The 20,787-nt window shown below is 41.7% G+C and carries 19 protein-coding genes; 11 read left to right on the forward strand and 8 right to left on the reverse strand.

Features of this window, described 5'->3' with window-relative positions:
- Window positions 1-10: 10 nt before the first annotated feature.
- The 4 genes from OCV88_RS05590 to OCV88_RS05605 are packed head-to-tail and all read right to left on the reverse strand — an operon-like array spanning window position 11 to window position 6,234.
- Complete coding sequence (locus OCV88_RS05590; protein WP_158424594.1) at window positions 11-967, reverse strand: acyl-CoA dehydratase activase; 957 nt, start codon at window positions 965-967, stop codon at window positions 11-13.
- Entirely contained in the window at window positions 964-2,112 is a 1,149-nt protein-coding gene (locus OCV88_RS05595; protein WP_158424595.1) for a hypothetical protein, read from the reverse strand. Before OCV88_RS05595 ends, OCV88_RS05590 begins: the two co-directional genes overlap by 4 nt.
- On the reverse strand, window positions 2,112-3,029 hold the full coding sequence (locus tag OCV88_RS05600) for an acyl-CoA dehydratase activase-related protein (RefSeq protein WP_158424596.1): 918 nt from the start codon (window positions 3,027-3,029) through the stop codon (window positions 2,112-2,114). The genes OCV88_RS05595 and OCV88_RS05600 overlap by 1 nt, the downstream gene beginning before the upstream one ends.
- Before the next feature lies 1 nt (window position 3,030).
- Window positions 3,031-6,234, reverse strand: coding sequence for a thioester reductase domain-containing protein (locus OCV88_RS05605; RefSeq protein WP_158424597.1), 3,204 nt, complete (start codon window positions 6,232-6,234; stop codon window positions 3,031-3,033).
- Between the two features lie 263 nt (window positions 6,235-6,497).
- On the opposite strand from OCV88_RS05605, the gene OCV88_RS05610 reads away from it, so the two are divergent.
- Window positions 6,498-7,013 carry a TetR/AcrR family transcriptional regulator gene (locus OCV88_RS05610; protein ID WP_262590789.1) on the forward strand — a complete coding sequence of 172 codons (516 nt, stop codon included), beginning with the start codon at window positions 6,498-6,500 and terminating at the stop codon, window positions 7,011-7,013.
- Between the two features lie 78 nt (window positions 7,014-7,091).
- Here the strand turns inward: OCV88_RS05610 and OCV88_RS05615 are convergent, their stop codons facing one another.
- A complete protein-coding gene (locus OCV88_RS05615) occupies window positions 7,092-7,412 on the reverse strand; it encodes a helix-turn-helix domain-containing protein (protein WP_158424599.1) in 321 nt (106 codons plus the stop codon).
- A 110-nt stretch (window positions 7,413-7,522) separates the two neighbouring features.
- Complete coding sequence (locus OCV88_RS05620) at window positions 7,523-7,864, reverse strand: helix-turn-helix domain-containing protein (protein ID WP_158424600.1); 342 nt, start codon at window positions 7,862-7,864, stop codon at window positions 7,523-7,525.
- A gap of 168 nt (window positions 7,865-8,032) precedes the next feature.
- Between OCV88_RS05620 and OCV88_RS05625 the strand changes: the two genes are divergently transcribed.
- On the forward strand, window positions 8,033-8,269 hold the full coding sequence (locus OCV88_RS05625; protein WP_158424601.1) for a hypothetical protein: 237 nt from the start codon (window positions 8,033-8,035) through the stop codon (window positions 8,267-8,269).
- Window positions 8,270-8,418: 149 nt separating this feature from the next.
- Window positions 8,419-9,645: an MFS transporter gene (locus tag OCV88_RS05630; protein ID WP_158424602.1), complete on the forward strand. Its 1,227-nt coding sequence runs from the start codon at window positions 8,419-8,421 to the stop codon at window positions 9,643-9,645.
- Window positions 9,646-9,731: 86 nt separating this feature from the next.
- Here OCV88_RS05630 and OCV88_RS05635 read toward each other — a convergent pair whose 3' ends face one another.
- Complete coding sequence (locus OCV88_RS05635; protein ID WP_158424603.1) at window positions 9,732-11,297, reverse strand: PucR family transcriptional regulator; 1,566 nt, start codon at window positions 11,295-11,297, stop codon at window positions 9,732-9,734.
- A 269-nt stretch (window positions 11,298-11,566) separates the two neighbouring features.
- Between OCV88_RS05635 and buk the strand changes: the two genes are divergently transcribed.
- From buk to OCV88_RS05650, 3 genes are all read left to right on the forward strand, one after another.
- Complete coding sequence (gene buk, locus OCV88_RS05640; protein ID WP_158424604.1) at window positions 11,567-12,637, forward strand: butyrate kinase; 1,071 nt, start codon at window positions 11,567-11,569, stop codon at window positions 12,635-12,637.
- A 266-nt stretch (window positions 12,638-12,903) separates the two neighbouring features.
- Window positions 12,904-13,473, forward strand: a complete 570-nt coding sequence (locus OCV88_RS05645) for a DUF3793 family protein (protein ID WP_158424605.1) — start codon at window positions 12,904-12,906, stop codon at window positions 13,471-13,473.
- 31 nt (window positions 13,474-13,504) lie between these two features.
- Entirely contained in the window at window positions 13,505-13,927 is a 423-nt protein-coding gene (locus OCV88_RS05650) for a flavodoxin (RefSeq protein ID WP_158424606.1), read from the forward strand.
- Between the two features lie 70 nt (window positions 13,928-13,997).
- On the opposite strand, the gene OCV88_RS05655 is transcribed toward OCV88_RS05650, so the two are convergent.
- Window positions 13,998-15,173, reverse strand: coding sequence for an ROK family transcriptional regulator (locus OCV88_RS05655; RefSeq protein ID WP_158424607.1), 1,176 nt, complete (start codon window positions 15,171-15,173; stop codon window positions 13,998-14,000).
- Between the two features lie 152 nt (window positions 15,174-15,325).
- Here OCV88_RS05655 and xylB point away from each other — a divergent pair, with 152 nt between their 5' ends.
- The 5 genes from xylB (at window position 15,326) to OCV88_RS05680 (ending at window position 20,771) form a co-directional block, all read left to right on the forward strand.
- Complete coding sequence (gene xylB / locus OCV88_RS05660) at window positions 15,326-16,798, forward strand: xylulokinase (protein ID WP_158424608.1); 1,473 nt, start codon at window positions 15,326-15,328, stop codon at window positions 16,796-16,798.
- A 14-nt stretch (window positions 16,799-16,812) separates the two neighbouring features.
- Window positions 16,813-17,451, forward strand: a complete 639-nt coding sequence (locus OCV88_RS05665; protein WP_158424609.1) for a DUF4867 family protein — start codon at window positions 16,813-16,815, stop codon at window positions 17,449-17,451.
- 72 nt (window positions 17,452-17,523) lie between these two features.
- The gene (locus OCV88_RS05670) at window positions 17,524-19,008 is read left to right on the forward strand and encodes an L-fucose/L-arabinose isomerase family protein (RefSeq protein WP_158424610.1); all 1,485 of its coding nucleotides are present in this window, start codon (window positions 17,524-17,526) and stop codon (window positions 19,006-19,008) included.
- A 277-nt stretch (window positions 19,009-19,285) separates the two neighbouring features.
- Window positions 19,286-19,831: a biotin transporter BioY gene (locus OCV88_RS05675; protein WP_262590792.1), complete on the forward strand. Its 546-nt coding sequence runs from the start codon at window positions 19,286-19,288 to the stop codon at window positions 19,829-19,831.
- Between the two features lie 232 nt (window positions 19,832-20,063).
- Window positions 20,064-20,771 (forward strand): response regulator transcription factor, encoded by a 708-nt coding sequence (locus OCV88_RS05680; protein ID WP_158424611.1) that lies wholly within the window; start codon window positions 20,064-20,066, stop codon window positions 20,769-20,771.
- Window positions 20,772-20,787: the final 16 nt, after the last annotated feature.

Below are 20,787 nucleotides of genomic sequence, written 5' to 3' on the forward strand. Positions count from 1 at the left end.
AACAAATCAATTATGATTCTGCTTTAACTTCTCCTCTTTCGCAGCGATTTCCCCAGGAATCAATCAATTCGCTGTTTCTATATACACAGATAACCTCGCAGTGATTTGCGCAGTGAGGGCAGACCACCTCTTTTGTGACAAAATCCATATCGGCTATATCAAAGGTAAAATCTTTTTCAATACCACTGCCTAAAGCAAGGATGGCGGCACCGTAACAGCCCATAAGATGCCCATTATCATCTACAATGATTTTTTGGTTAAGAGAATCGGAAAATGCTTTAACTACTCCTTCATTCTTGCTGACACCCCCCTGAAAAACAATGGGAGGAAGGATCTTCTTCCCTTTTCCGATGTTATTCAGATAGTTGTTGGCAACAGCATTGCATAATCCCGCGATGATGTCTTCTTTTCTGTGGCCCATCTGAATTTTGTGAACCAGATCGGATTCGGCAAATACGGTACAGCGGGCGGCAATAGGGGTAGGATTGCTGCTGGAGAGAGCGATTTTTCCAAATTCATTGACTTCAACGCCCAGACGTCTTGCCTGACTGGAAAGAAATGAACCGGTTCCGGCAGCGCATAATGTGTTCATGGCATAGTCTACAGCAACACCGTTTTCAACACAGATAATTTTGGAATCCTGCCCGCCGATTTCCAGAATTGTTCGGACATCTGGATGAAGGGTGGTGGTACCCACGGCGTGAGCAGTGATTTCATTTTTTACAATGCTGGCATTGCACATGGCGCCTACCAGCTTTCGTGCGCTGCCGGTTGTGCCGGCTGCCACAACCTTATAAGTATCCTGGTCAAGCATTTCTCCCAGCTTGGAAATAACCTTTTTTGAGGCGCCCATAGGGTTGCCTTCCGTCCAGATATAGATACTTGCCAGAATATTTTTGTCTTCATCTATTATAACGCCTTTTGTGGAAATGGAACCGATGTCGATTCCAAGGTATGCTTTTTTCAAGATTCTGTTACTTCCTTTCTCATCTCAATCATATCATAAAATGCCTCCAGACGGGTTTCGATTCCAGTATCGCTGGTCTGGGTATCGTAGTTTAGATATAAAATTGGAATTTTATAGTCCGCACTGATATTGTGCAGAACCGGAACGGCATCCATTTCCGGTGTACAGCCAAATGATTTTACATGGATTAATCCGTCATAACCCCGTTTTGCATATTCCTCTGCTAGTGCGATTGTTGAGATGGCAGAACTGCCCATATCAAATTTTGTGTAACGGCCGGCCTGTTTCACCTGAATTTTATGCCAGATTGACGACGGAAATTTACGGATATCATAGGTCAGATAATGTTTTAGTTTTTTTATGGTGCTTCTATCAGGACAGACAACCACACTGTTAGAAAGGTTCATCCAGCGATGGACTTCAGCGCCCAGCTTGGCAATTTTTGCTTCAATTTCATGGTTTGAGTATGGATCCATAATGGTAAAATATTCTCCGATTACTCCTACCCGAAGGGGATGCTCTGGTTTTTTTATTGGAATCTGTTTCATAGTTTCCATTACCCATTTGTATGCGCGATTGACATCTTTTAGGCCCTTTGCCTGCCGCAGTCTTGAAAGGTATTCTTTATGAGCCCGTTCAAAATCACCGTCATTTTTTTCAAATCCCATATTCTGGCGCATATAATCTTCTGTTTTATCAATCTGAATTACCATTTTCGCAGTGGCCGGAAGGGCCCGTACTACTTTCAACAGACTGGTTTTGGGGGCTATTTCTTTCATGCCTTTATAAAGGCCAAGCAGGTTGTGATACCGGGCAATGGTTATATTCAGCATTTTGAACTGGTAACCCAGGTCTTTTAGAATCTGTTCGTGAAGCTCACCGTAATAGCCAAGCCGGCAGGTGCCGCCGGTCTGAACTAAAACATTAGCGCCCTTTTCCAGGGCTTCAATGTAGCAGCCCATCATACATTTAAAGGGGGCGCATACGAAATCTGGACTGTTCTGGCTGCCGATTTCAATGGTACGTTTTGTCATTGGAGGCGGAGCAACATAAGCTTCGCCCAGACCGTGCATCACGAAATGGCGGATGGGAATATCATAGCTGCCCAGCTGAGGATAAGAGAGTTTGTACTGTGGCTGATCCATCAGATTGCGGCCTCCTTTCTAAAACGTATAATATCTACAAAGCTTTCTAGTCTCGTTTCAATGCCGGCATTTCCATCCTGACTGTCCAGAAGAAGATTTAATATGGGACGGTCTTTTATACGCCGGATAATCATCTCGTTGAGCATGGAATCCGGTCCGCATGGAAAGGCGGTAATCAAAATAATACCATCCACGGCGTCATGGTATTGGGCGATTGCCCCCACCAGTTCGCGGTTCATGATCCAGGGAACATCTCTGCAGATGGATGTATAATCCTGGCGGGCCTGCTTTAAGTCTACTGCATCCGCCAGCAGGGGAACGGCATTAAGGTCGTGTAGGTTTTTAATAATTGGTTTCCCGATATATTCGTCATAGAGGTTGTAGCTGTGTCCTACAATGAGAATTTTGATTCCGTCTTTATCAAGGAGCTGCTGCTGCGCTTGAATTTTTTTCTGCTGAGATTCGGCGGCAGCGGATTTTGCCGTTTCATATGCCTTGTAAGCTTCGGCCTTTGTTTTGCCAAGTTCCATGGCCAGAGCAGTATAGGCTTTTTGCTCTGATTTTTTTTGCTGCAGATCTATGTCGCAGGTGACAAAGTGAAGATCTTTATCGCGAAAGGTGTTTACCGCCATATCATATAAGGCTTCAAAACGGGAGCATAAAATGCCGTCCTTTCCGTAATTAGCAATTCTCGGAACAAATACGGCATCGCACCTGCCTTCAAGTGCTGCAATATGGCCGAAAAACAATTTACTGGAAAGGCAATTTTCGTCGATAGAGTAGAGACTGCCCTCATCTAATATGGTTTTGTCTGTAACAGGGCTTAATACTGTTTCGATGCCAAGCTCCCGGAAAAAGGTTTTCCACAGGGTATCGTAACGGTAATATAAAAGCGCTCTTGGTATTCCTATTTTCATATTAAATACATCCTAACTTTTTAAAATATCTTAAATATGATGCAATCATTTCGGTGTCTATTTGAGGACAGGTAATATCAGTTCCATTTAAAAGGAGGTCTGTCTTTGAAACATCGTAAGTGGTATCTTTGCCGATAAAATGGCGCAGGATACCGGGATTGGCATCAGTTCCTGCTTCAAACAGGCATTCCAGTATAGCCAGTGAATTTTCCTCGGCATCTGCAGTGCGCAGCCGCTTCCTCCAGACTGGAAACGGAATATAACGAATCGGGTAGCCGCACTGGCGGATATCCATAATTAACTGCTTCATGGATACTGGTTTTGGATTAATAATATTAAAAGCTTCACCCAGGGCTTCCGGTTTTCGGGAAATACAGGTGATGGCATCCGCCACGTAATCCACGGGTGTCATATGCATACAGTACGTGGAGCGCGGGATGCTGCGCATCTGAATACTTCCCACAATCACGCGGCTGACCATATCATCAACTTCCCAGATTCCTCTGCGTGTTCCGGTAATATCTCCCGGACGATAGATCACTGTACGAAGGCCGCGGTTTTTGGCGATGCCCACCAGCTTTTCTGATACCCATTTTGTCTCTGAGTAAGCCAGAGAGAAACCCTTAGAAGTAGTCAGCGGATCATTTTCATACACGCGCTTACCGGTTTTGTCAGGTGTGTCATAAACACTGTAGGATGAGACATAGTGGTAATACTTTGCGGGGCCTGTGCAGGCCAGACGCAGGGTTTCAATAGTTCCGTTTACATTAGTGGACTTTAGAAACTCATATGGAAAAACAAAATTCAGTACCGCGCCATTATGATAGATAGCATCCGTCTCTGCTGCTAGTTTTGCGTAGATATCAGTGTCAAGCCCAAGGTTTGGACTGGACAGATCTCCGGTTACAGCATAAAGGTACTGCTGATAGGAATCATCCCAGCAGTGGAAATGTTTCATATTACGGATGATTCGTTCTTTGCCTTCTTCCTCTGATTCAGCACGTACCAGACAGGTGATTGTCAGATGATCGTGAGGATACTGCTGTATAAAGGACTGTATCAGGTGGGCGCCAAGAAATCCGGTGGCCCCTGTCAGAAACAGATGTCTGCACTCAGAAAGTGTGCGGTCATATTCCCGGCAGGGACGGATATTGCTGTCTAAAGTACATTCCTGGGCCAGATTTACAGTACGTCCGGAACCCTTTGCTCCGGAAAGCATACGCCTGATATAAGAGGCCACACCGGATACAGAGGAATCCAAAAGAAGTTCTCTTAAATCTAATTTTATTTTGAACTTCTGTTCCATTTTGCTGACCAGCTCAAAACCGGTGAGAGAATCCCCTCCCAGCTCCAAAAAAGATTGATTGAGACTGTAGTGATCAATATTTAACACTTTGTCAAAAACGGATTTTACCTGAAGCAGAATCTCATCAGCAACTTCCTTTGAACGGTCAATCAGTGTTGGCTCTGCGGGAAGCTTTGCAATCCGTTTCTGATAACTGCTGTATATCATGGCCAATTTTCCGTCCAGATACAGCTTGCGGGCTTTCAACATCTGAAGCTTGCTGTTGTCCGTACGGGGCATGGATTTTAAAGGTACGAAGACTACATCGTGAAAAGAAAAGCCGAAACGTTCAGAAATAAGTGCATTAATCTGTGATACTCTTTCTTCAAAGGGAATGTCAGGGCGGGATTCAATGCAGGCAACTACCTGTTCTTTCTGACCGTCATTGTATGAGAAAAATCCGATGGCGGACATTGCCAGAGCCGGAATTTTCTGCTGGATAAGCAGCAGCAGATCACTGGGATACACATTGTGTCCGTTGACAATAAGCATTTCCTTGATTCTGCCGGTCAGATACAAATACCCGTCTTTTAAGAATCCAAGATCACCTGTTTTATAAAAATCTCCATCATATCCTTCTATTTTATAATGAAATTTTCTGGATTCTTTTGCATTGTCCCAGTAACCGTCAGCCACGCTGTCACCGCTGATAAAAATTTCTCCAATTTTAAGATCCTTATAGGCCCTGCATGTTTTTGGATTACAGGCAATCATAGTAAGATCTTTGACAGCAGCGCCCAGTCCTACAATTTGTTTTGGGTTTGGGTCTTCCTTATCAGCCAGAATAATTTTGTTATTTTTAAATGCTTCATAGTCAAGATTAAGAACTCTGTAATCAAGGCTTGCCACACTTGCCAGGCATACATTTTCAGCCAGGCCGTAACCGGGGGCAAACGCATGGGGCTGAACATGAAACAATTTTGAAAAATCAGCAATTGTTTTTGGACTTACATATTCAGAGCCGTTCATTAGATGTGTCATGTGCGACAGATCATACTGAGCTGCTTCCTTTGGGGTGAAAATTTTCGTGCAGGCATCATAGGCCGAACCGGGGCCCACAGTCAGAGTCAGTTTATAGTCGGAAAGCATTTTTATCCACAGTTTTGGATTCTCCAGAAATTGTAATGTCTGAAGATTGTATATTGTGGCATGTTCCGTACAAATCGGCATAAAGATTGTAATGACCAGTCCAAGATTATGAAAATACGGGACCCAGGTGCCAAGGGTACTGTAATCAAAATTATAAACATATTTACATTGTTCCATGTTTTTCATCAGAGCCCTCTGCGTGACACAAACACCCTTTGGAGAACTGGTGGAGCCGGAAGTATATTGAAGATATACTAGATCATCCGGGTATACCCGTGTAATGATTTCCGGTTTAATATAGGGAAGCAGCTTGTCTGTGTAAATTCTTTTTAGACCGATAACTTGTAAAAACGCCTCCCGAATCAGACGGGAAGTAATGTTTACATTGGAGGTCTTTTCCAGCTCATAATTAGAAATCAGCGCTTTTGGACGGCAGGACTTCAAAACAGCAATAAACCGCTCGATTTTTCCATCATCAAGCGGCGGAGGAATAATAGTGAAAATAACACCTGTCATCATACAGCCAAGGGCGGCACAGATGGTACCGAAATCCTGCATGGAGAATATGACGGCCCTGTCTCCTTTTTTTAACCCCTTTGATTTTAACGTATAGGCCATCCGCAGAGAAGTTTCATAAATATCTTTGATTGTATGGTCTTCCATGCTGCATTTGGAATTATGGTAGGTTAAAAAACGATATAAGACCCGTTCCGGCTGATTTAGATAACGCTGCTTAAGTATACTGATAATATTATTGTCTAAATTGTTCATAAGTTTACACCTTTATTGTGTATTTTCCAAAGAGGATATAGATATCCACATTGAATTTAACGACTAATTATACTATAATATAATAAGTTAAAACGAAAACAGAATCAAGTTTTGACCAGACGCAGAAAGGGTGGTTATTACACATATGAAAGCCGGTCTGTGTAATAAAATAAAAATTTATGAAAAATTTTATAAATGAGTGGGAAAAAATTGATTACAGAAGTAAAAAAACAAGGACCGCGCTCTTAGGAGCGTTATCATCTATGATAAAAGAAAAGCGTCTTACTGATATTACAGTTAGTGAGCTGGCGAAACGTGCCTCCATTACAAGAAAGACCTTTTATAATCACTATAATTCTATAGAAGCTATGGTAAACGAAGTGGAGGAACGGGTGATTGGCACAGTGGTCGCTATTCTCGATACGAATCAGGAGCTTTTCCGCCAGGGAAATATGTATGAATTTTTTCTGCGGACTGCCAAAAGCCTGCAGCGTCATAAAGATTTATGGCGTTTGTTTTCTCTAGAAAAGGAAAATTACAGAATTATTGAGAAAATTAAGTCCTATCTGGAACGCTATATCTTTGTGAATATTAAAAATATTGCAGGAGAAGCTGAGGTTACAAAATTTAAAGTATCTGTTTATCTGGACAGCCTTGTTGGAATGTTTTTAAAATGGATGGACCGTTCCATGCGGATTCCGGTTGAAAAAATCGCAGAGATGGCGGCCGGGATGACAACATTTTTGTTGTCTGAAACGTACAGCAGAGTAAATAAATAGGATTAGAAAATCAAAATAAAAAATCCGTCACGAAAAATATGTGGCGGATTTTTTATTTGTAAGTATGTCTAAAATTATTTATTTTATATCCGGTTTCATCGAACGCAACAGGCTTAAAATAGCTTCCTGCTGCTGAGTATCCAGAAGAATAAAAATATCCAGTACTTCCCGCTGACGGTCGTCTACAGGATAAAAGTCTGTACCCTCATCCGCAAAAAACTGTGCTAAAGAAATGTTCAGGTATTCACAGATACTTTCGATAGTTGGAACTGAGGGAATCGTATTTCTGGTACTCATGTTTGAAATTGTAGACTGAGATAAACCAGAGAGTTTCGCAAATTGATATGGCGTTAATCCCTGTTTCTTCATGATTTCATTAATCCTTGCAATTACGTCCATTGAGCCGATAACCTCCTATGAACTATTTTAAAGGTTCTTATGCAGAGGCGATAGCGTCTATGTGTAATGCTTTATCACTCAAGTGAGTTGGAACTCAGATTTAAGGGAAATTACTGCCTGCTGGTTTTTTCATCATCGTTGGAAGGTATCATTGTTTTAACAAAGTTTAACAAGGCCTTTTGCTGTTCGGTGTCAAGAATCAGTAAAAGATCAAGAAATTCTCTTTGAGATCCGTCAACCGGATAAAATTCTGTATCCTCACCGGCAAAAAATTGAGATAGTGATATATTTAAAGCAGAACAGAGCTCTTCTAGAGTAGCAATTGTGGGCACTGTATTTCTGCGTTTCATATTTGCCAGCGTAGAAGAAGACAGACCGGAAAGCTTGGCTAGTTCATACCTTGATATTCCTTGTGCTTTCATAATCTCATTAATTCTGGCTATAACATCCATGATTATGATACCTCCTGTTAATAAACAGTTTAATTCCTGCAATCTGATTAAGATAGCGTTCAGTTGTAAAAAAATACTATTCAAAAGAGTTGAAAAGTTATACAATGGAGAAAGAAGTTTGTTTTAGTATTTTAAAAGAACACAGCTGAATGAATAGAAGGAGAAAGTATGATGGGGGATAGATTAGTATTCTCGGATAGAGATCAAAAAATTCGTAAAGTAGAAGTGCCGGAGAAATATAAGTCATTAAATAATACTCAAATAAGAAAAGTATATACAGATTTTCGACAGGAATTTATAAAAATGCTGGAACTTATGGTCAATGATCCTAATATGGAAACAAAAGATCTCAGCAGATTTTTAAAAGAAAACCAGGATAATCTTTCACTGGTTCATTTTTTATAAAAAATTCCGTGAAAAAGAAGGATTTTTACTTATGAAGTGAGAAAAAAGGGAAGGATTTTCATTAATTGTATATCTTGCATAATGTTATAAGATGATGTATACTTGGAATACTTATGTAACTAACAGCATGAATTTGAGGAGGATTGGCAATGAAAAATCTTAACCGTTGGGTTTATGCAATTATCGGAGTTCTTGTGCTTATTTTTGCCGGGCTTATTTATGCCTGGTCGGTAATTTCTAAACCTATTGAAGCAACATTTATGGGAGACTGGACGAAGGCCCAGTTGTCCATGACATTTACAATCGCAATGGCAATGTTCTGCGTTGGCGGGTTGATTGGTGGTATTTTATCTAAAAAGGTAAAATCAAAATATTATGTATTAGTAGCTGGCGTTTTATTTTTAGCAGGATTTCTTCTTGCATCGGAGACACAGTCTTTGGCCACATTATATCTGGGCTTTGGAGTTCTTGCGGGACTTGCAGCGGGACTTGCCTATAATGCGGTAATGAGTACTATGTCAGCATGGTTTCCTGATAAACAGGGGCTGATTTCGGGCATTCTGTTGATGGGATTTGGTATTGGAAGTTTTATTATCGGAAAAGTATACACGGCATATACACCGTCAGACGGATCAGACGCATGGAGGATGTCTTTTAAAATTTTTGCAGTGATTCTTTTTGTAGTTATGATTGTATGTGCATTCTTTTTTGTTAGACCGGGCGCTGATTTCAAACCACCTGTATCAGGAAAAGCAAAGGCAGTCCGAGAGCCGGCTTTGGATATCCCTGCCGGACAGATGGTGAAAAAGGCTTCTTTCTGGCTGTATTATATATGGGCAATTCTTGTAAGCGCTGCAGGTCTGGCTCTGGTTTCCCAGGCCAACGGTATTGCGGAGCAGGTAGGGCCTGATGTGTCGGCAGGTAATATAGCAACCGTTGTAGGTCTGATTTCTATTATGAACGGTATCGGACGTGTTATTTTTGGAGCTCTGTTTGATAAAAAGGGTTATCGCCTGACTATGATTCTGGATATGATCGTGTTTGCGGTGGCTTCCGGAATCATTATTATGGCATTGAATACAGGCAATTTCACATTTATTATTCTGGGATTTATTGTTGGTGGTTTTGCTTATGGCGGAGTTACACCTACAAACTCAGCAATAATCAGTGATTTCTTTGGCAGAACTAATTATCCGTTGAATTTTTCTCTGATTAATACAAACCTGATTATCGCATCTTTTGCCTCCACAATTGCAGGAAAGCTGTATGATGCAAGCAATTCCTATATGAGCACGATTTTTATGATGCTGGGAGCAACAGTTCTTGGATTTGTTGTATTTCTGGGAATCAGAAGGCCAAAAGGCGGAAATCACTAAGAGCAGGCAGAATGTAATACATAGATGAAAAAAGGACTTCCTGAACGGAGATTCAGATTTGAGATCTTCCGGACAGGAGGTCCTTTTTAAAGTTGTTTGGCTGTATGGTCAGAATCAGGGAGCATGTTTAAATAACGCATAATCTTGTAGGAAAAAGAAAGGGACATCATTTCATCTCCGTTTTCCAGGCTGCAGCCGGTAAGTTCTTTAATTTTGTTCATGCGGTACAGCAGAGTATTTTTGTGAATGTGAAGTTCTGAGGCAATTTTTGCAGTGCTTCCGGGATTTTGCAGATAAATCTGCATGGTATTTAACAGTTCGGAATTTTTTTCCTGGTCGTAATAAAGGAGCTTCATCATGGCCGGGTGTATAAAGTATTGCAGTTTTTCCTTCTCTTCACAGATCTCCATAATATGATAAAAATACAGGTCAGAGTAGTAGAACACAGGTCCCCGTTCCCGCAGCCGGTTTCCTATTTCGGCCGCACATTTTGCCTGGAGGTAGAAGCGGCGGATTCCTTTTAAATCTGTGAAAAAGTTGCTTATTCCGGCATAAAGATTGTTTTCCTTTAAGTATGAGGCCAGCGCTTCTTCTTCGCGGCCGGTTAAAGTGTTTTCTCTGGCACGGGAAAATAGTAACACCAGTGAATTTTCATAAATTGCATAGATTGCCCCAGTCAAAATCCGATTTAATTCTGACACAATAACTTCCAGTTTTGCAGCGGCATGATGGTAGCTGGAAGCAGAAATCGTCAGTATGTACAGATCGTCTTTCAAATCCATTCCCATTGTGTGAAGTCTGTCACGGATACTGGGGTAATTGATATCTTTGCTGTCCAGAAGATCAGCAAGAAAATAGGAATACATAATATCCTTATTCTGTTGAAAAAACTGATTTTTTTGGAGCTCCATGGCTACAAAACGTGAAAACTGTTCCAGCAGAGCACCGTCTGTGTCTGCAAGCGGATGGTTTTTTTCATATAACATGACTTTTCCGATGGTAATGCCGTGGATACTGACTGCAGCGGCCATCATTCCTGCGTGGAACAGAGGATTATAATAGTATGCTTTTCCTGATTTTGCCAGCTTTTCTTCCAGGTGGGATTCCTTTATAAAGCGAATACCCTGTTCTGCGATGTAGCCGTTAGCATTTTCCCTGGCAACAAAATCATTATCGGGACCCAGGCCGGAGGAGATTGCCAGATATTTGTAGCTGGAATCAATAACAAAGACCGGATTGTCAAAAATCTGATAGGCAGTATCAGTCATAAACTGAAGTCCCTGGTCAGAAAAAAATGCGTTTGTCATCATCTGCAGAGCGGCATTACTTTTTTGGCTATCAGATATGAGCGGCTGAATTTCGTTAAACACAAGGTGAATATCATCTGGTCCGGAATAGAGCAGAACAAGCAGGTTTTTGGACAGATTTTCTGGAATGGAATCCGGCGTTCCGTAACATAAAAAATGTCCGGTATGAATAGCGGGCTGCTCCTGAAGAAAACGGGATGGGCAGATATATAAAATATCCCCGGAAAACTCTGTAAGTGGATGGGCTGCAAATCGAATAGAACATATTTCGTCTTCCAAATGCTCTTTGCCATAAATACGAAAATCGTACTTAGTAAGATTTGATAGTATCTGATGTATTTTCATAACGAGCTCCTTATTGTGCTGCTGATACAGCTTCTTAAAAACATGGTAAATACGGTGCAGATATTTGTTTACAGGAGTTATTATATATTATTTCAGACTGCCGGGCCAGCTTTAATCCTTCGGATTATGAGGGGAAGAAAATTACGGAGGGAAGTCTTTGACCGGATCTTTGATACAGAAATAATATTGTATATTATGCATGATATATTGAATGAAAAAGGAGAGTGTGATACAATGAAAAACAAGATAAAAGTCAGGAGGTATTTTAAATGGAAAAATTGTTAATTTTGAATCCGGGTTCCACATCTACAAAAATTGCTGTTTATGAAGATGAAAATCAATTATTTGTAGAAAGTATTTCTCATTCGGCAGATGAGATTGCCAAGTATGATCTGATTATAGATCAGTTTGAATTTCGTAAGGATATGATTCTTGAGGTTTTAAAAGAAAAGGGAATAGAGCTTGCATCTCTGACTGGGATTGTTGCCCGGGGAGGTCTTCTTCCGCCATTAAAAGCGGGGGCATACCAAGTAAATGATGATATGGTTTGGCAGCTGAAAAATAAACCGGCAATGGAACATGCATCCAATCTGGGGGCTGTGATTGCGGATGCTATTGCAAAGCCTCTGGGGATTCCTGCGTTTATTTATGACGGAGTTACAGTGGACGAAATGCTTCCTATTTTAAAATTGACTGGTCTGAAAGAAATTAAGCGTAAGGGAATCGGACACAATCTAAATACACGGGCAGCAGCTATGCGCTATGCAAGAGAAAATAATAAGACTTATGCAGACTGTAAATTGATTGTTGTGCATCTTGGAGGCGGTATCTCTGTAACGCTTCAGTATGGCGGAAAAGTAGCTGATATTATCAATGATGAGGACGGACCGTTCGCACCGGAGCGCGCAGGAGGTCTTCCTTCTCAGTCATTGGTGAAGTATATTGAGGAGACAGGTATTTCTACAAAGGATATGCTTAAAAAAATGAAAAGCCGCGGCGGATTGGTTTCTTATCTGGGTGTAAATGACAGCAGAGAAGTTGAAAAGATGATTGCAGAGGGGAATCAGGAAGCGAAGCTTGTATATGATGCCATGGCTTTAAATGTGGCAAGAAAAATAGGAGAAGAGGCAGCCACTGTTTCTGGTGATGTGGAAGCGGTGATTTTAACCGGCGGCATTGCTTATTCAGAATATTTTACCAGCGAAGTAAAGAAATATTCTGAGTGGATAGCCCCTGTAATTGTTTATCCGGGAGAAAATGAGATGGAATCTCTGGCTTTAGGAGGACTGCGGGTGCTGCGGGGGCAGGAACAGGCCCATGAATTTGTAAAACAGGCATAGTTATCGTTAATAAGTTTCGGGGTGATCAGGGAGCAGGAACAGTTATCCGGCGGTCCTGGTCACTTTTATATTAAAAAAAATTCTCACATTTACTGGAAAAGAAAAATGTGTATACCCTTGACATTTCCAGGAAAAAAATGTATTCTCATTAATAGTTAGTAGAGACTAACCATTCGGATTTTTACCGGAACCGTGGTAAAAGTCTTTTTCTTTCATTGCTGGTTAGGCAAAACTAACTAATATAATAAATTTGGAGAGGAAGCGCAATGGAACGTGGAGGGAGAGAGTCATTTCGACAGATATTAATCCGGTTTTGTGCCCCTACACTGGCAGGATTAAAGTGTTCAAATATGATGTCATGTCTGATTACAGGAGAAATTCTACAGGAAATGGAACTTGTTAGAGCGGAGCTGATAAAAAAGGGAGTATTGATTGATATCTTGTATCAAACTCCAGACCGGATGCTGATTCTTGTATATCGGAAATCTGCGCTGGCAGAAATTTTAAAAACAAATGTTTACCAGCAGTTTCTTAGAGAATTTGGCTATTGTGATTTTGAATGTGTTCATGCTCTTCGGCGTCTTAAAGCCAGAATCGCCGCGGATGGCGGACAGTTTCCACATGAAATTGGCGTATTTTTAGGATATCCTCTGGAGGATATCCGAGGATTTATTGAAAACAAAGGCAGAAACGGACTTTGCTGCGGTGACTGGAAAGTGTACCATGAGCCGGAAAAAGCAAAAAAGATGTTTGCAAAGCTGCAGAAATGCAGAGATGTATATATTCGATTGTTTCAAGACGGCAGAAGTGTCATGCAGTTGACAGTTCCCGTTTAAATATTAATTTTCAGAAAGAAAGAGGTAGAAAATGAAAGCAGCAGTTGTTTATTGGAGTGGAACAGGCAATACAGCAGCAATGGCAATGCAGATTGCAGAAGGGATAAAGGAAAATGGAGCAGATGTAGATTTATTTTCCTCTTCCGAATTTGCAGCGGATATGATGGATCAGTATGAGGGGATTGCATTTGGCTGCCCGTCTATGGGGGATGAGCAGTTGGAAGAGTGCGAGTTTGAACCAATGTTTGAATCCTGCAGGGAAAAATTAAAAGGGAAAAAAATTGCCCTGTTCGGTTCCTATGGATGGGGAGACGGCGAATGGATGCGGAACTGGGAGGACGCCTGCAGAGCCGATGGCGCAGTGCTGATAGATGATGGCTGTATTTGCTGCAATGCGCCGGATGAAGCGGCAGCAGAGGCGTGCCGCAGTCTTGGAAAATCGCTGGCAGCTTAAAAATAGACGTAACACGATATACAAAAAACTGTTTCATACAAAATCCTGTGTAAAAGAAGGACCGGAATCTTTAAATGCCCGGTCCTTCTTTTTTGGTGTAGTGTCCCGTTAAATCCAGACGCTGGATTCCAAGATAATCCTTGGTGCATAGGCAGATTCCTCCAAGAAGGACTGCTTTGTCCTGGAGCATAGAAGGCAGCAGGGTACAGTGTTCTTTCATACGTGTTTTAAGTCCCAGGCTGATTCTTTTAATGCAGTCAGGAATCTGGCTTGTGATCCGGCAGTTTAGTACAATAACTTCCGGATTAAACAGATTTAAAAGATTATTGATGCAGATAACCATAAATTCTTCAAATTGGTATAAAATTTCCAGAGCCTTGGGTGAACCGTCCAGGCAGGCTGATATAAAATTTTCTACAGAACTGCTGGCAAGTCCTGCCAGGTCACAGTAATCCTGCACAACAGCCTGTTCAGAGGCATATTGTTCTAGACAGCCCCGGTTTCCACAGGGGCATGGACGGCCGTTTCGCTGGACGATGGAGTGGCCAAATTCGCCGGCCTTACCGTTGTATCCTAAAAACAGCTGGTCCTGAATCATAATTCCCACGCCGATCCCGGAGTGAATACTGACCATAATCATACTGCTTTTATGGGAACAAAAGGTATGTTCTCCCAGAGCGCAGAGATTTGCTTCATTTTCAAGAAGAACAGGAACATGAAAGCGGTTAGATAATACATCTGAAAAAGGAAGATTTTCATACGGGGAATAGGGGCAGAATGTGATTTCGTTCCGATAGACAGTTCCGTGGACTGCAATGCAGATTCTTGCCAGCCGGCCGGGCCCCCGAAATGATTTCAGAGCATTTTCTATATAGGAAATCAATGCAGGCAGAATTTTATCCCGTGACGCGGCGGCGGGGTATTCAAAAAATTCCTGGTGGCTGCCAAGAAGATCGGCGCACATTATGGCAATAATATTCTGGGTTAAGTTAATACAAATATGAAAAGCCTGTTCCTGCCGTATTTGAAATAATATGGCCTTCCTGCCCTGAGAGGAAGCTGCACTTCCGGCTTCACAAATCAGGTTCTGCTGGTTTAAATCTTCGGTGATTGCTGAGATTGTGGCTCTGGTGAGCCCAAGTTTTTTTGAAATATCAGCTCTGGAAATGGAACCATTCTGGAGAATGGTTTCAAGCACCAGGCGGCTGTTGATATCGCGGATTAATTCATTGCTTCCTGTTTGCATAGCAGCTCCTTTTTAATAGGTTTACAAAAAGTATAACATAGTTTGTTTAGAGAGTAAACAAACTTCTTGACCATGGGTATACCCCGTGCTATAGTGAAAATAATAAAACACAATTTTAAAGAGTGATAAAAGAGAACAGAGGAGGTAACTGTATGTTATATATCGGGGTTGATCTAGGAACATCTGCAGTAAAACTGCTGTTGATGGATGAAAAAGGTAAAATACATAATATTGTATCTAAAGAATATCCGCTGCACTTTCCACGGCCGGGCTGGTCAGAGCAGAATCCTGAAGACTGGTATGCACAGACAATAGAAGGTATCAGAGAGCTTACGGCCGGATGTGAGAAAGAGCAGGTTGCAGGTATTAGTTTTGGCGGCCAGATGCACGGACTGGTGATTCTTGACAGGGATGACCGGGTGATCCGGCCGGCGATTTTATGGAATGATGGCAGAACTGCTTTGGAAACGGATTATCTGAATCAGGAGATTGGAAAAGATAAGTTATCCCAATATACGGCTAATATTGCATTTGCTGGATTTACTGCTCCTAAAATACTCTGGATTAAAAAACATGAACCTGAAAATTTTGCGGCTATTGCCAAAATAATGCTGCCGAAAGACTATCTTGCTTACCGCCTGTCAGGAAGTTTTTGTACAGACGTATCAGATGCCTCAGGAATGCTTTTGTTCGATGTAAAGAATAAATGCTGGTCAAAAGAAATGATGGAAATCTGCGGGGTAAGAGAAGACCAGCTGGCAAAGATTTATGAAAGCTATGAGGTGGTAGGAACATTAAAAGAAAGTGTTGCGGAAAAGCTTGGTTTATCTTTGGGTGTTAAAGTGATAGCCGGTGCGGGAGACAATGCCGCTGCTGCGGTGGGGACAGGAACAGTTGGCGGCGGAACCTGTAATCTTTCTCTTGGTACAAGCGGAACCATATTTATTGCCAGTGAAAAATTCGGAGTAGATTCTAACAATGCCCTGCATTCCTTTGCTCATGCCGATGGAAACTATCATCTGATGGGCTGTATGCTTTCGGCAGCATCATGCAATAAGTGGTGGATGGAGGAGATTCTGCAGACAAATGACTTTGCGGCAGAGCAGGCGAAGATAAAGAAACAGGGAAAGAATCATGTATTTTTCCTTCCATATCTGATGGGAGAACGTTCTCCCCACAACGATCCAAGTGCACGGGGGACGTTTATCGGCCTGACGATGGATTCAACCAGGGTGGATATGACGCAGGCTGTTCTTGAGGGAGTTACGTTTGCATTAAGAGATTCCTTTGAAGTGGCAAAGTCACTTGGGATTCAGATTCAGAGAACTAAGATCTGCGGGGGCGGCGCGAAAAGTCCTCTCTGGAGACAGATGGTTGCGGATATTTTCAATGTAAAAGTAGACCTGATTGAAAGTGAAGAGGGTCCCGGCTATGGCGCGGCTATGCTGGCTGCAGTGGGCTGCGGTGAATTTTCGTCGGTGCAGGAGGCTGCGGATAAGCTGGTGAAAGTTGTAGAGACGGTAGAACCGGACCCGGAAACTGCCGCTTTGTATGAAGATAAGTATCAGAAATTCAGACAGATCTATCCGGCGGTAAAGGGGCTGTTTTCTGTCTTGGATAACTAATTGCGGAGGATTTCATGAAAATATATAAAATAACAGACACTGCTTTTCAAAAGTATGGGAAAGTAATCAGTGGTATAGATGTATCAGGAATTTTAAAAGCTATGGAGATGGCTCCGTGCCCGGAAGATGTGGTGTATGTGGCTTCTGAACCGAAACTAGAAGCCGCTGAAGGCTCAGAACTAATAGAAAAAAGCCTGTTCGGTGGTATGCCGGCCCAGATCGGATACTGTAACGGACATAATAAAAAATTGAATGCGCTGGAGTATCACAGAAGCTCAGAGATTAATATTATGGCTACGGATGCAGTGTTTATGCTGGGGCTTGAACAGGATATTGAAGAAGAGGGGACTTACGATACCTCTAAGGTGGAAGTGTTTTTTGCGCCTAAAGGAAGTGTTATTGAAGTGTATGCAACAACCTTGCATTATGCGCCATGTAATCCCGGCCCGGAAGGCTTTAAAGTAGTTGTGGCTCTCCCTAAAGGGACTAACCTTGAATTGCAGGAGCAGACAGGCCCGCGTTTTGAGGACAGGCTGTTGTTTGCGGTGAATAAATGGCTGGTAGGACATCCCGAAGGGGGGCTTCCGGAGAATGCATTTATTGGATTGTATGGAAGAAACCTGTCTCTAGATGATAACAGCGGATGCAGGTAAAAACAGAAGAAAAATAAAAAGTGAGATAGTGTCAAATGATTTATGAAAAAAAGTGAGATGGAGGATAGAAAAATGGAAAATATGCCAAAAGTAAAAATTGGAATTGTAGCAGTCAGCCGGGACTGTTTTCCGGAATCGTTATCTGTGAACCGCAGAAAAGGACTGGTTGAAGCTTATAAGGCAAAATATGACGGGGAAGATATTTATGAATGTCCGGTCTGTATTGTGGAGAGTGAGATAGACATGGTAAATGCGCTGAAAGACATTCAGGCTGCCGGATGTAATGCACTGTGCGTATATCTTGGAAACTTCGGACCGGAAATCTCAGAGACTTTGCTGGTGAAGCATTTTGACGGTCCGGCTATGGTGGTGGCTGCAGCGGAAGAGTCTCAGAATAATCTGATTCAGGGACGCGGCGATGCATACTGTGGTATGTTAAATGCAAGCTATAATCTGGCCCTGCGCAATACAAAGGCTTATATTCCGGAGTACCCAATAGGCACTTTTGAAGAAGCTGCGGATATGGTTCATGAATTTGTTCCAATTGCAAGAGCAGTGGCAGCCCTTGCGGAGCTTAAGATTATCAGCTTTGGACCGAGACCATTAAATTTCCTGGCCTGCAATGCGCCTATTAAACAGCTTTATAATCTTGGAGTGGAGATTGAAGAAAACTCAGAACTGGATTTGTTTGAAGCATTTAACAATCATGCAGGCGATCCGAGAATTCCTGATGTGGTAAAAGAAATGGAAGAAGAGCTTGGCGACGGAAACAAGAAACCGGAAATTCTTTCGAAGCTTGCACAGTATGAGCTGACACTTTTAGACTGGGTAAAAGATCATAAGGGATATCGGAAATATGTTGCAATTGCCGGAAAATGCTGGCCGGCATTTCAAACACAGTTTGGATTTGTTCCATGTTATGTAAATTCAAGGCTGGCTGGAAAAGGTATTCCGGTTTCCTGTGAAGTTGATATTTACGGGGCGCTCAGTGAATTTATCGGGACAGTAGTTTCTCAGGATGCAGTGACACTGCTGGATATTAATAACAATGTGCCGGCGGATATGTATGAGGAATCTATAAAAGGGACATTTCCATATGAGCATAAAGATACATTTATGGGATTCCATTGTGGGAATACCTGCACAAGAAAGCTGTCCTTCTGTGAAATGAAGTATCAGCTGATTATGGCAAGAAGTCTCCCGCAGGAGGTAACACAGGGAACACTAGAAGGGGATATTGTGCCGGGGAATATTACATTTTATCGTCTCCAGAGCACTGCTGATAATAAGCTGCGGGCATATATTGCCCAGGGAGAGGTGCTTCCGGTGGCTGCAAAATCTTTTGGAAGCATTGGCGTGTTTGCAATTCCGGAGATGGGGCGTTTTTACCGTCATGTACTGATTGAGAAAAACTACCCTCATCACGGAGCCGTTGCTTTTGGTCATTTTGGGAAAGCATTATATGAGGTATTTAAATATATTGGTGTGGATGTAGAAGAGATTAATTTCAATCAGCCAAAGGGAATGCTTTACAAAACAGAAAATCCTTTTGCATAAATAAGCTGGAAAAGAATAACAGACAGAGGAATCGTCGTATGAAAAGGCCGCAAAGACAGTACGTTTTGCGGCCTTTTATCTGCCTGTATAAGATATTTTTAAAAACGGGTTTATATGATTCGTAACATAAAAGAGTTACAGGCTAAAATTATCTTTTGATAAAATGTTAACCATAAAACAACAAAAAGAGGTTGACAATTAAAAGAAAGATTATTATATTAATGTTTATAGTTAACATTAAGCTTTGAGTTTATATTAGGGAGTAAGGAGTTTATCATTGGGTAAATCTGCATTTAAAACAAAAGAACTGACAATAATGGCACTTTTTGCCGCATTGCTGTGTATTTCATCTTATATCAGTATTCCCCTGCCGTTTTCAGCGGTCAGTCTTACTGCACAGACATTGATTATAAACATTATAGCGCTGCTTCTTTCGCCGAAAAAAGCGGGTATTACAGTTGGAATCTGGATATTGCTTGGTTTTGCGGGGCTTCCGGTGTTCTCCGGAGGCATGGGAGGACCTGCAAAATTATTTGGCCCAACAGGAGGATATATTTTTAGTTATCTGGCGGCTGTTATAGTAATTTCTTTGCTGAGAGGAAAAAAAGGAAATTTGTGGCGTCAGTTTCTGGTGACGATTGTCATAGGGATTCCCGTGATATATCTCGTGGGAACGCCATGGATGATGGCTGTGACCGGAATCGGCTGGCAGGCAGCTTTTGCCACCAGTGTACTTCCATTTATTCCGGGGGATATTCTAAAGTGTGTTGCTGCAGTATTTATCAGCAGGTCTCTGCGCAGAATTATAAATGAAAATGTATAACAGTGGTGAAATAGAAGACATAAACAGGTTATAAGATAATTATTAAACGGGAAAGAGAGCTTGGAAACAGGCTCTCTTATTCTTTTGCTTTCCATAAAACCGACAGAAACCGTTAAGAAATCGTTAAGAAGTGACAAGTCTTCTTAGAAAGATTTGATTGCTATTATTAGTTACAGAAAAGAAAAGATATCCTTTTGAAAGGATGTGCTTTATAATGGTGGGGAGGTGAAAAATGATGAATATTTTAGTATGTGATGACGACAAAGAAATTGTAGATGCTATTGAAATTTACCTGATGCCGGAAGGGTATCAGATCTTTAAAGCATATGATGGAATTCAGGCGATTGATATTATTAAGAAGCAGGAAATCCATCTGCTGTTAATTGATGTAATGATGCCGCGTATGGACGGTATCCGGGCTACATTAAAGATACGGGAACAGTACAACATACCGATTATTATTCTTTCGGCCAAGACGGAAGATGCAGATAAAGTAGTCGGGCTGAATGTGGGAGCAGATGATTATGTTGCAAAGCCATTCAATTCTCTAGAGCTGGTTGCAAGAGTGAAGTCGCAGCTGAGGCGCTACACAAAGCTTGGTACAATGTGTGCCGAGGCCGAACATAATATTTACCAGTCAGGGGGCCTGATGATTAATGATGATACCAAACAGGTTACTATTGACGGAGAAGAAGTGCAGAAATTGACTCCAATGCAGTATAATGTACTGCTGTTTTTGTTAAAAAATAAAGGCAGGGTGTTTTCTATTGAGCAGATTTATGAAAACATCTGGAATGAAGACGCAGTGAATGTAGATAATACCGTAGCGGTCCATATCCGGCATATCCGGGAGAAAATTGAAATTAATCCGAAAGAGCCACAATATCTGAAAGTGGTCTGGGGTGTGGGATATAAAGTTGAAGATATTCCACCCCGTTAAACGGATGGAAAGGTAA

The organism is Brotonthovivens ammoniilytica, from assembly GCF_025566885.1.
Taxonomy (GTDB): domain Bacteria; phylum Bacillota; class Clostridia; order Lachnospirales; family Lachnospiraceae; genus Brotonthovivens; species Brotonthovivens ammoniilytica.

What these genes read in the sequence shown, in the direction of transcription:
- OCV88_RS05595 (WP_158424595.1), bottom strand. Translation starts at nt 2,112, where the DNA reads ATGGATCAGCCACAGTACAAACTCTCTTATCCTCAGCTGGGCAGCTAT.
- OCV88_RS05600 (WP_158424596.1), bottom strand. Translation starts at nt 3,029, where the DNA reads ATGAAAATAGGAATACCAAGAGCGCTTTTATATTACCGTTACGATACC.
- OCV88_RS05605 (WP_158424597.1), bottom strand. Translation starts at nt 6,234, where the DNA reads ATGAACAATTTAGACAATAATATTATCAGTATACTTAAGCAGCGTTAT.
- OCV88_RS05610 (WP_262590789.1), top strand. Translation starts at nt 6,498, where the DNA reads ATGATAAAAGAAAAGCGTCTTACTGATATTACAGTTAGTGAGCTGGCG.
- OCV88_RS05615 (WP_158424599.1), bottom strand. Translation starts at nt 7,412, where the DNA reads ATGGACGTAATTGCAAGGATTAATGAAATCATGAAGAAACAGGGATTA.
- OCV88_RS05620 (WP_158424600.1), bottom strand. Translation starts at nt 7,864, where the DNA reads ATGGATGTTATAGCCAGAATTAATGAGATTATGAAAGCACAAGGAATA.
- OCV88_RS05625 (WP_158424601.1), top strand. Translation starts at nt 8,033, where the DNA reads ATGATGGGGGATAGATTAGTATTCTCGGATAGAGATCAAAAAATTCGT.
- OCV88_RS05630 (WP_158424602.1), top strand. Translation starts at nt 8,419, where the DNA reads ATGAAAAATCTTAACCGTTGGGTTTATGCAATTATCGGAGTTCTTGTG.
- OCV88_RS05635 (WP_158424603.1), bottom strand. Translation starts at nt 11,297, where the DNA reads ATGAAAATACATCAGATACTATCAAATCTTACTAAGTACGATTTTCGT.
- buk (WP_158424604.1), top strand. Translation starts at nt 11,567, where the DNA reads ATGGAAAAATTGTTAATTTTGAATCCGGGTTCCACATCTACAAAAATT.
- OCV88_RS05645 (WP_158424605.1), top strand. Translation starts at nt 12,904, where the DNA reads ATGGAACGTGGAGGGAGAGAGTCATTTCGACAGATATTAATCCGGTTT.
- OCV88_RS05650 (WP_158424606.1), top strand. Translation starts at nt 13,505, where the DNA reads ATGAAAGCAGCAGTTGTTTATTGGAGTGGAACAGGCAATACAGCAGCA.
- OCV88_RS05655 (WP_158424607.1), bottom strand. Translation starts at nt 15,173, where the DNA reads ATGCAAACAGGAAGCAATGAATTAATCCGCGATATCAACAGCCGCCTG.
- xylB (WP_158424608.1), top strand. Translation starts at nt 15,326, where the DNA reads ATGTTATATATCGGGGTTGATCTAGGAACATCTGCAGTAAAACTGCTG.
- OCV88_RS05665 (WP_158424609.1), top strand. Translation starts at nt 16,813, where the DNA reads ATGAAAATATATAAAATAACAGACACTGCTTTTCAAAAGTATGGGAAA.
- OCV88_RS05670 (WP_158424610.1), top strand. Translation starts at nt 17,524, where the DNA reads ATGGAAAATATGCCAAAAGTAAAAATTGGAATTGTAGCAGTCAGCCGG.
- OCV88_RS05680 (WP_158424611.1), top strand. Translation starts at nt 20,064, where the DNA reads ATGATGAATATTTTAGTATGTGATGACGACAAAGAAATTGTAGATGCT.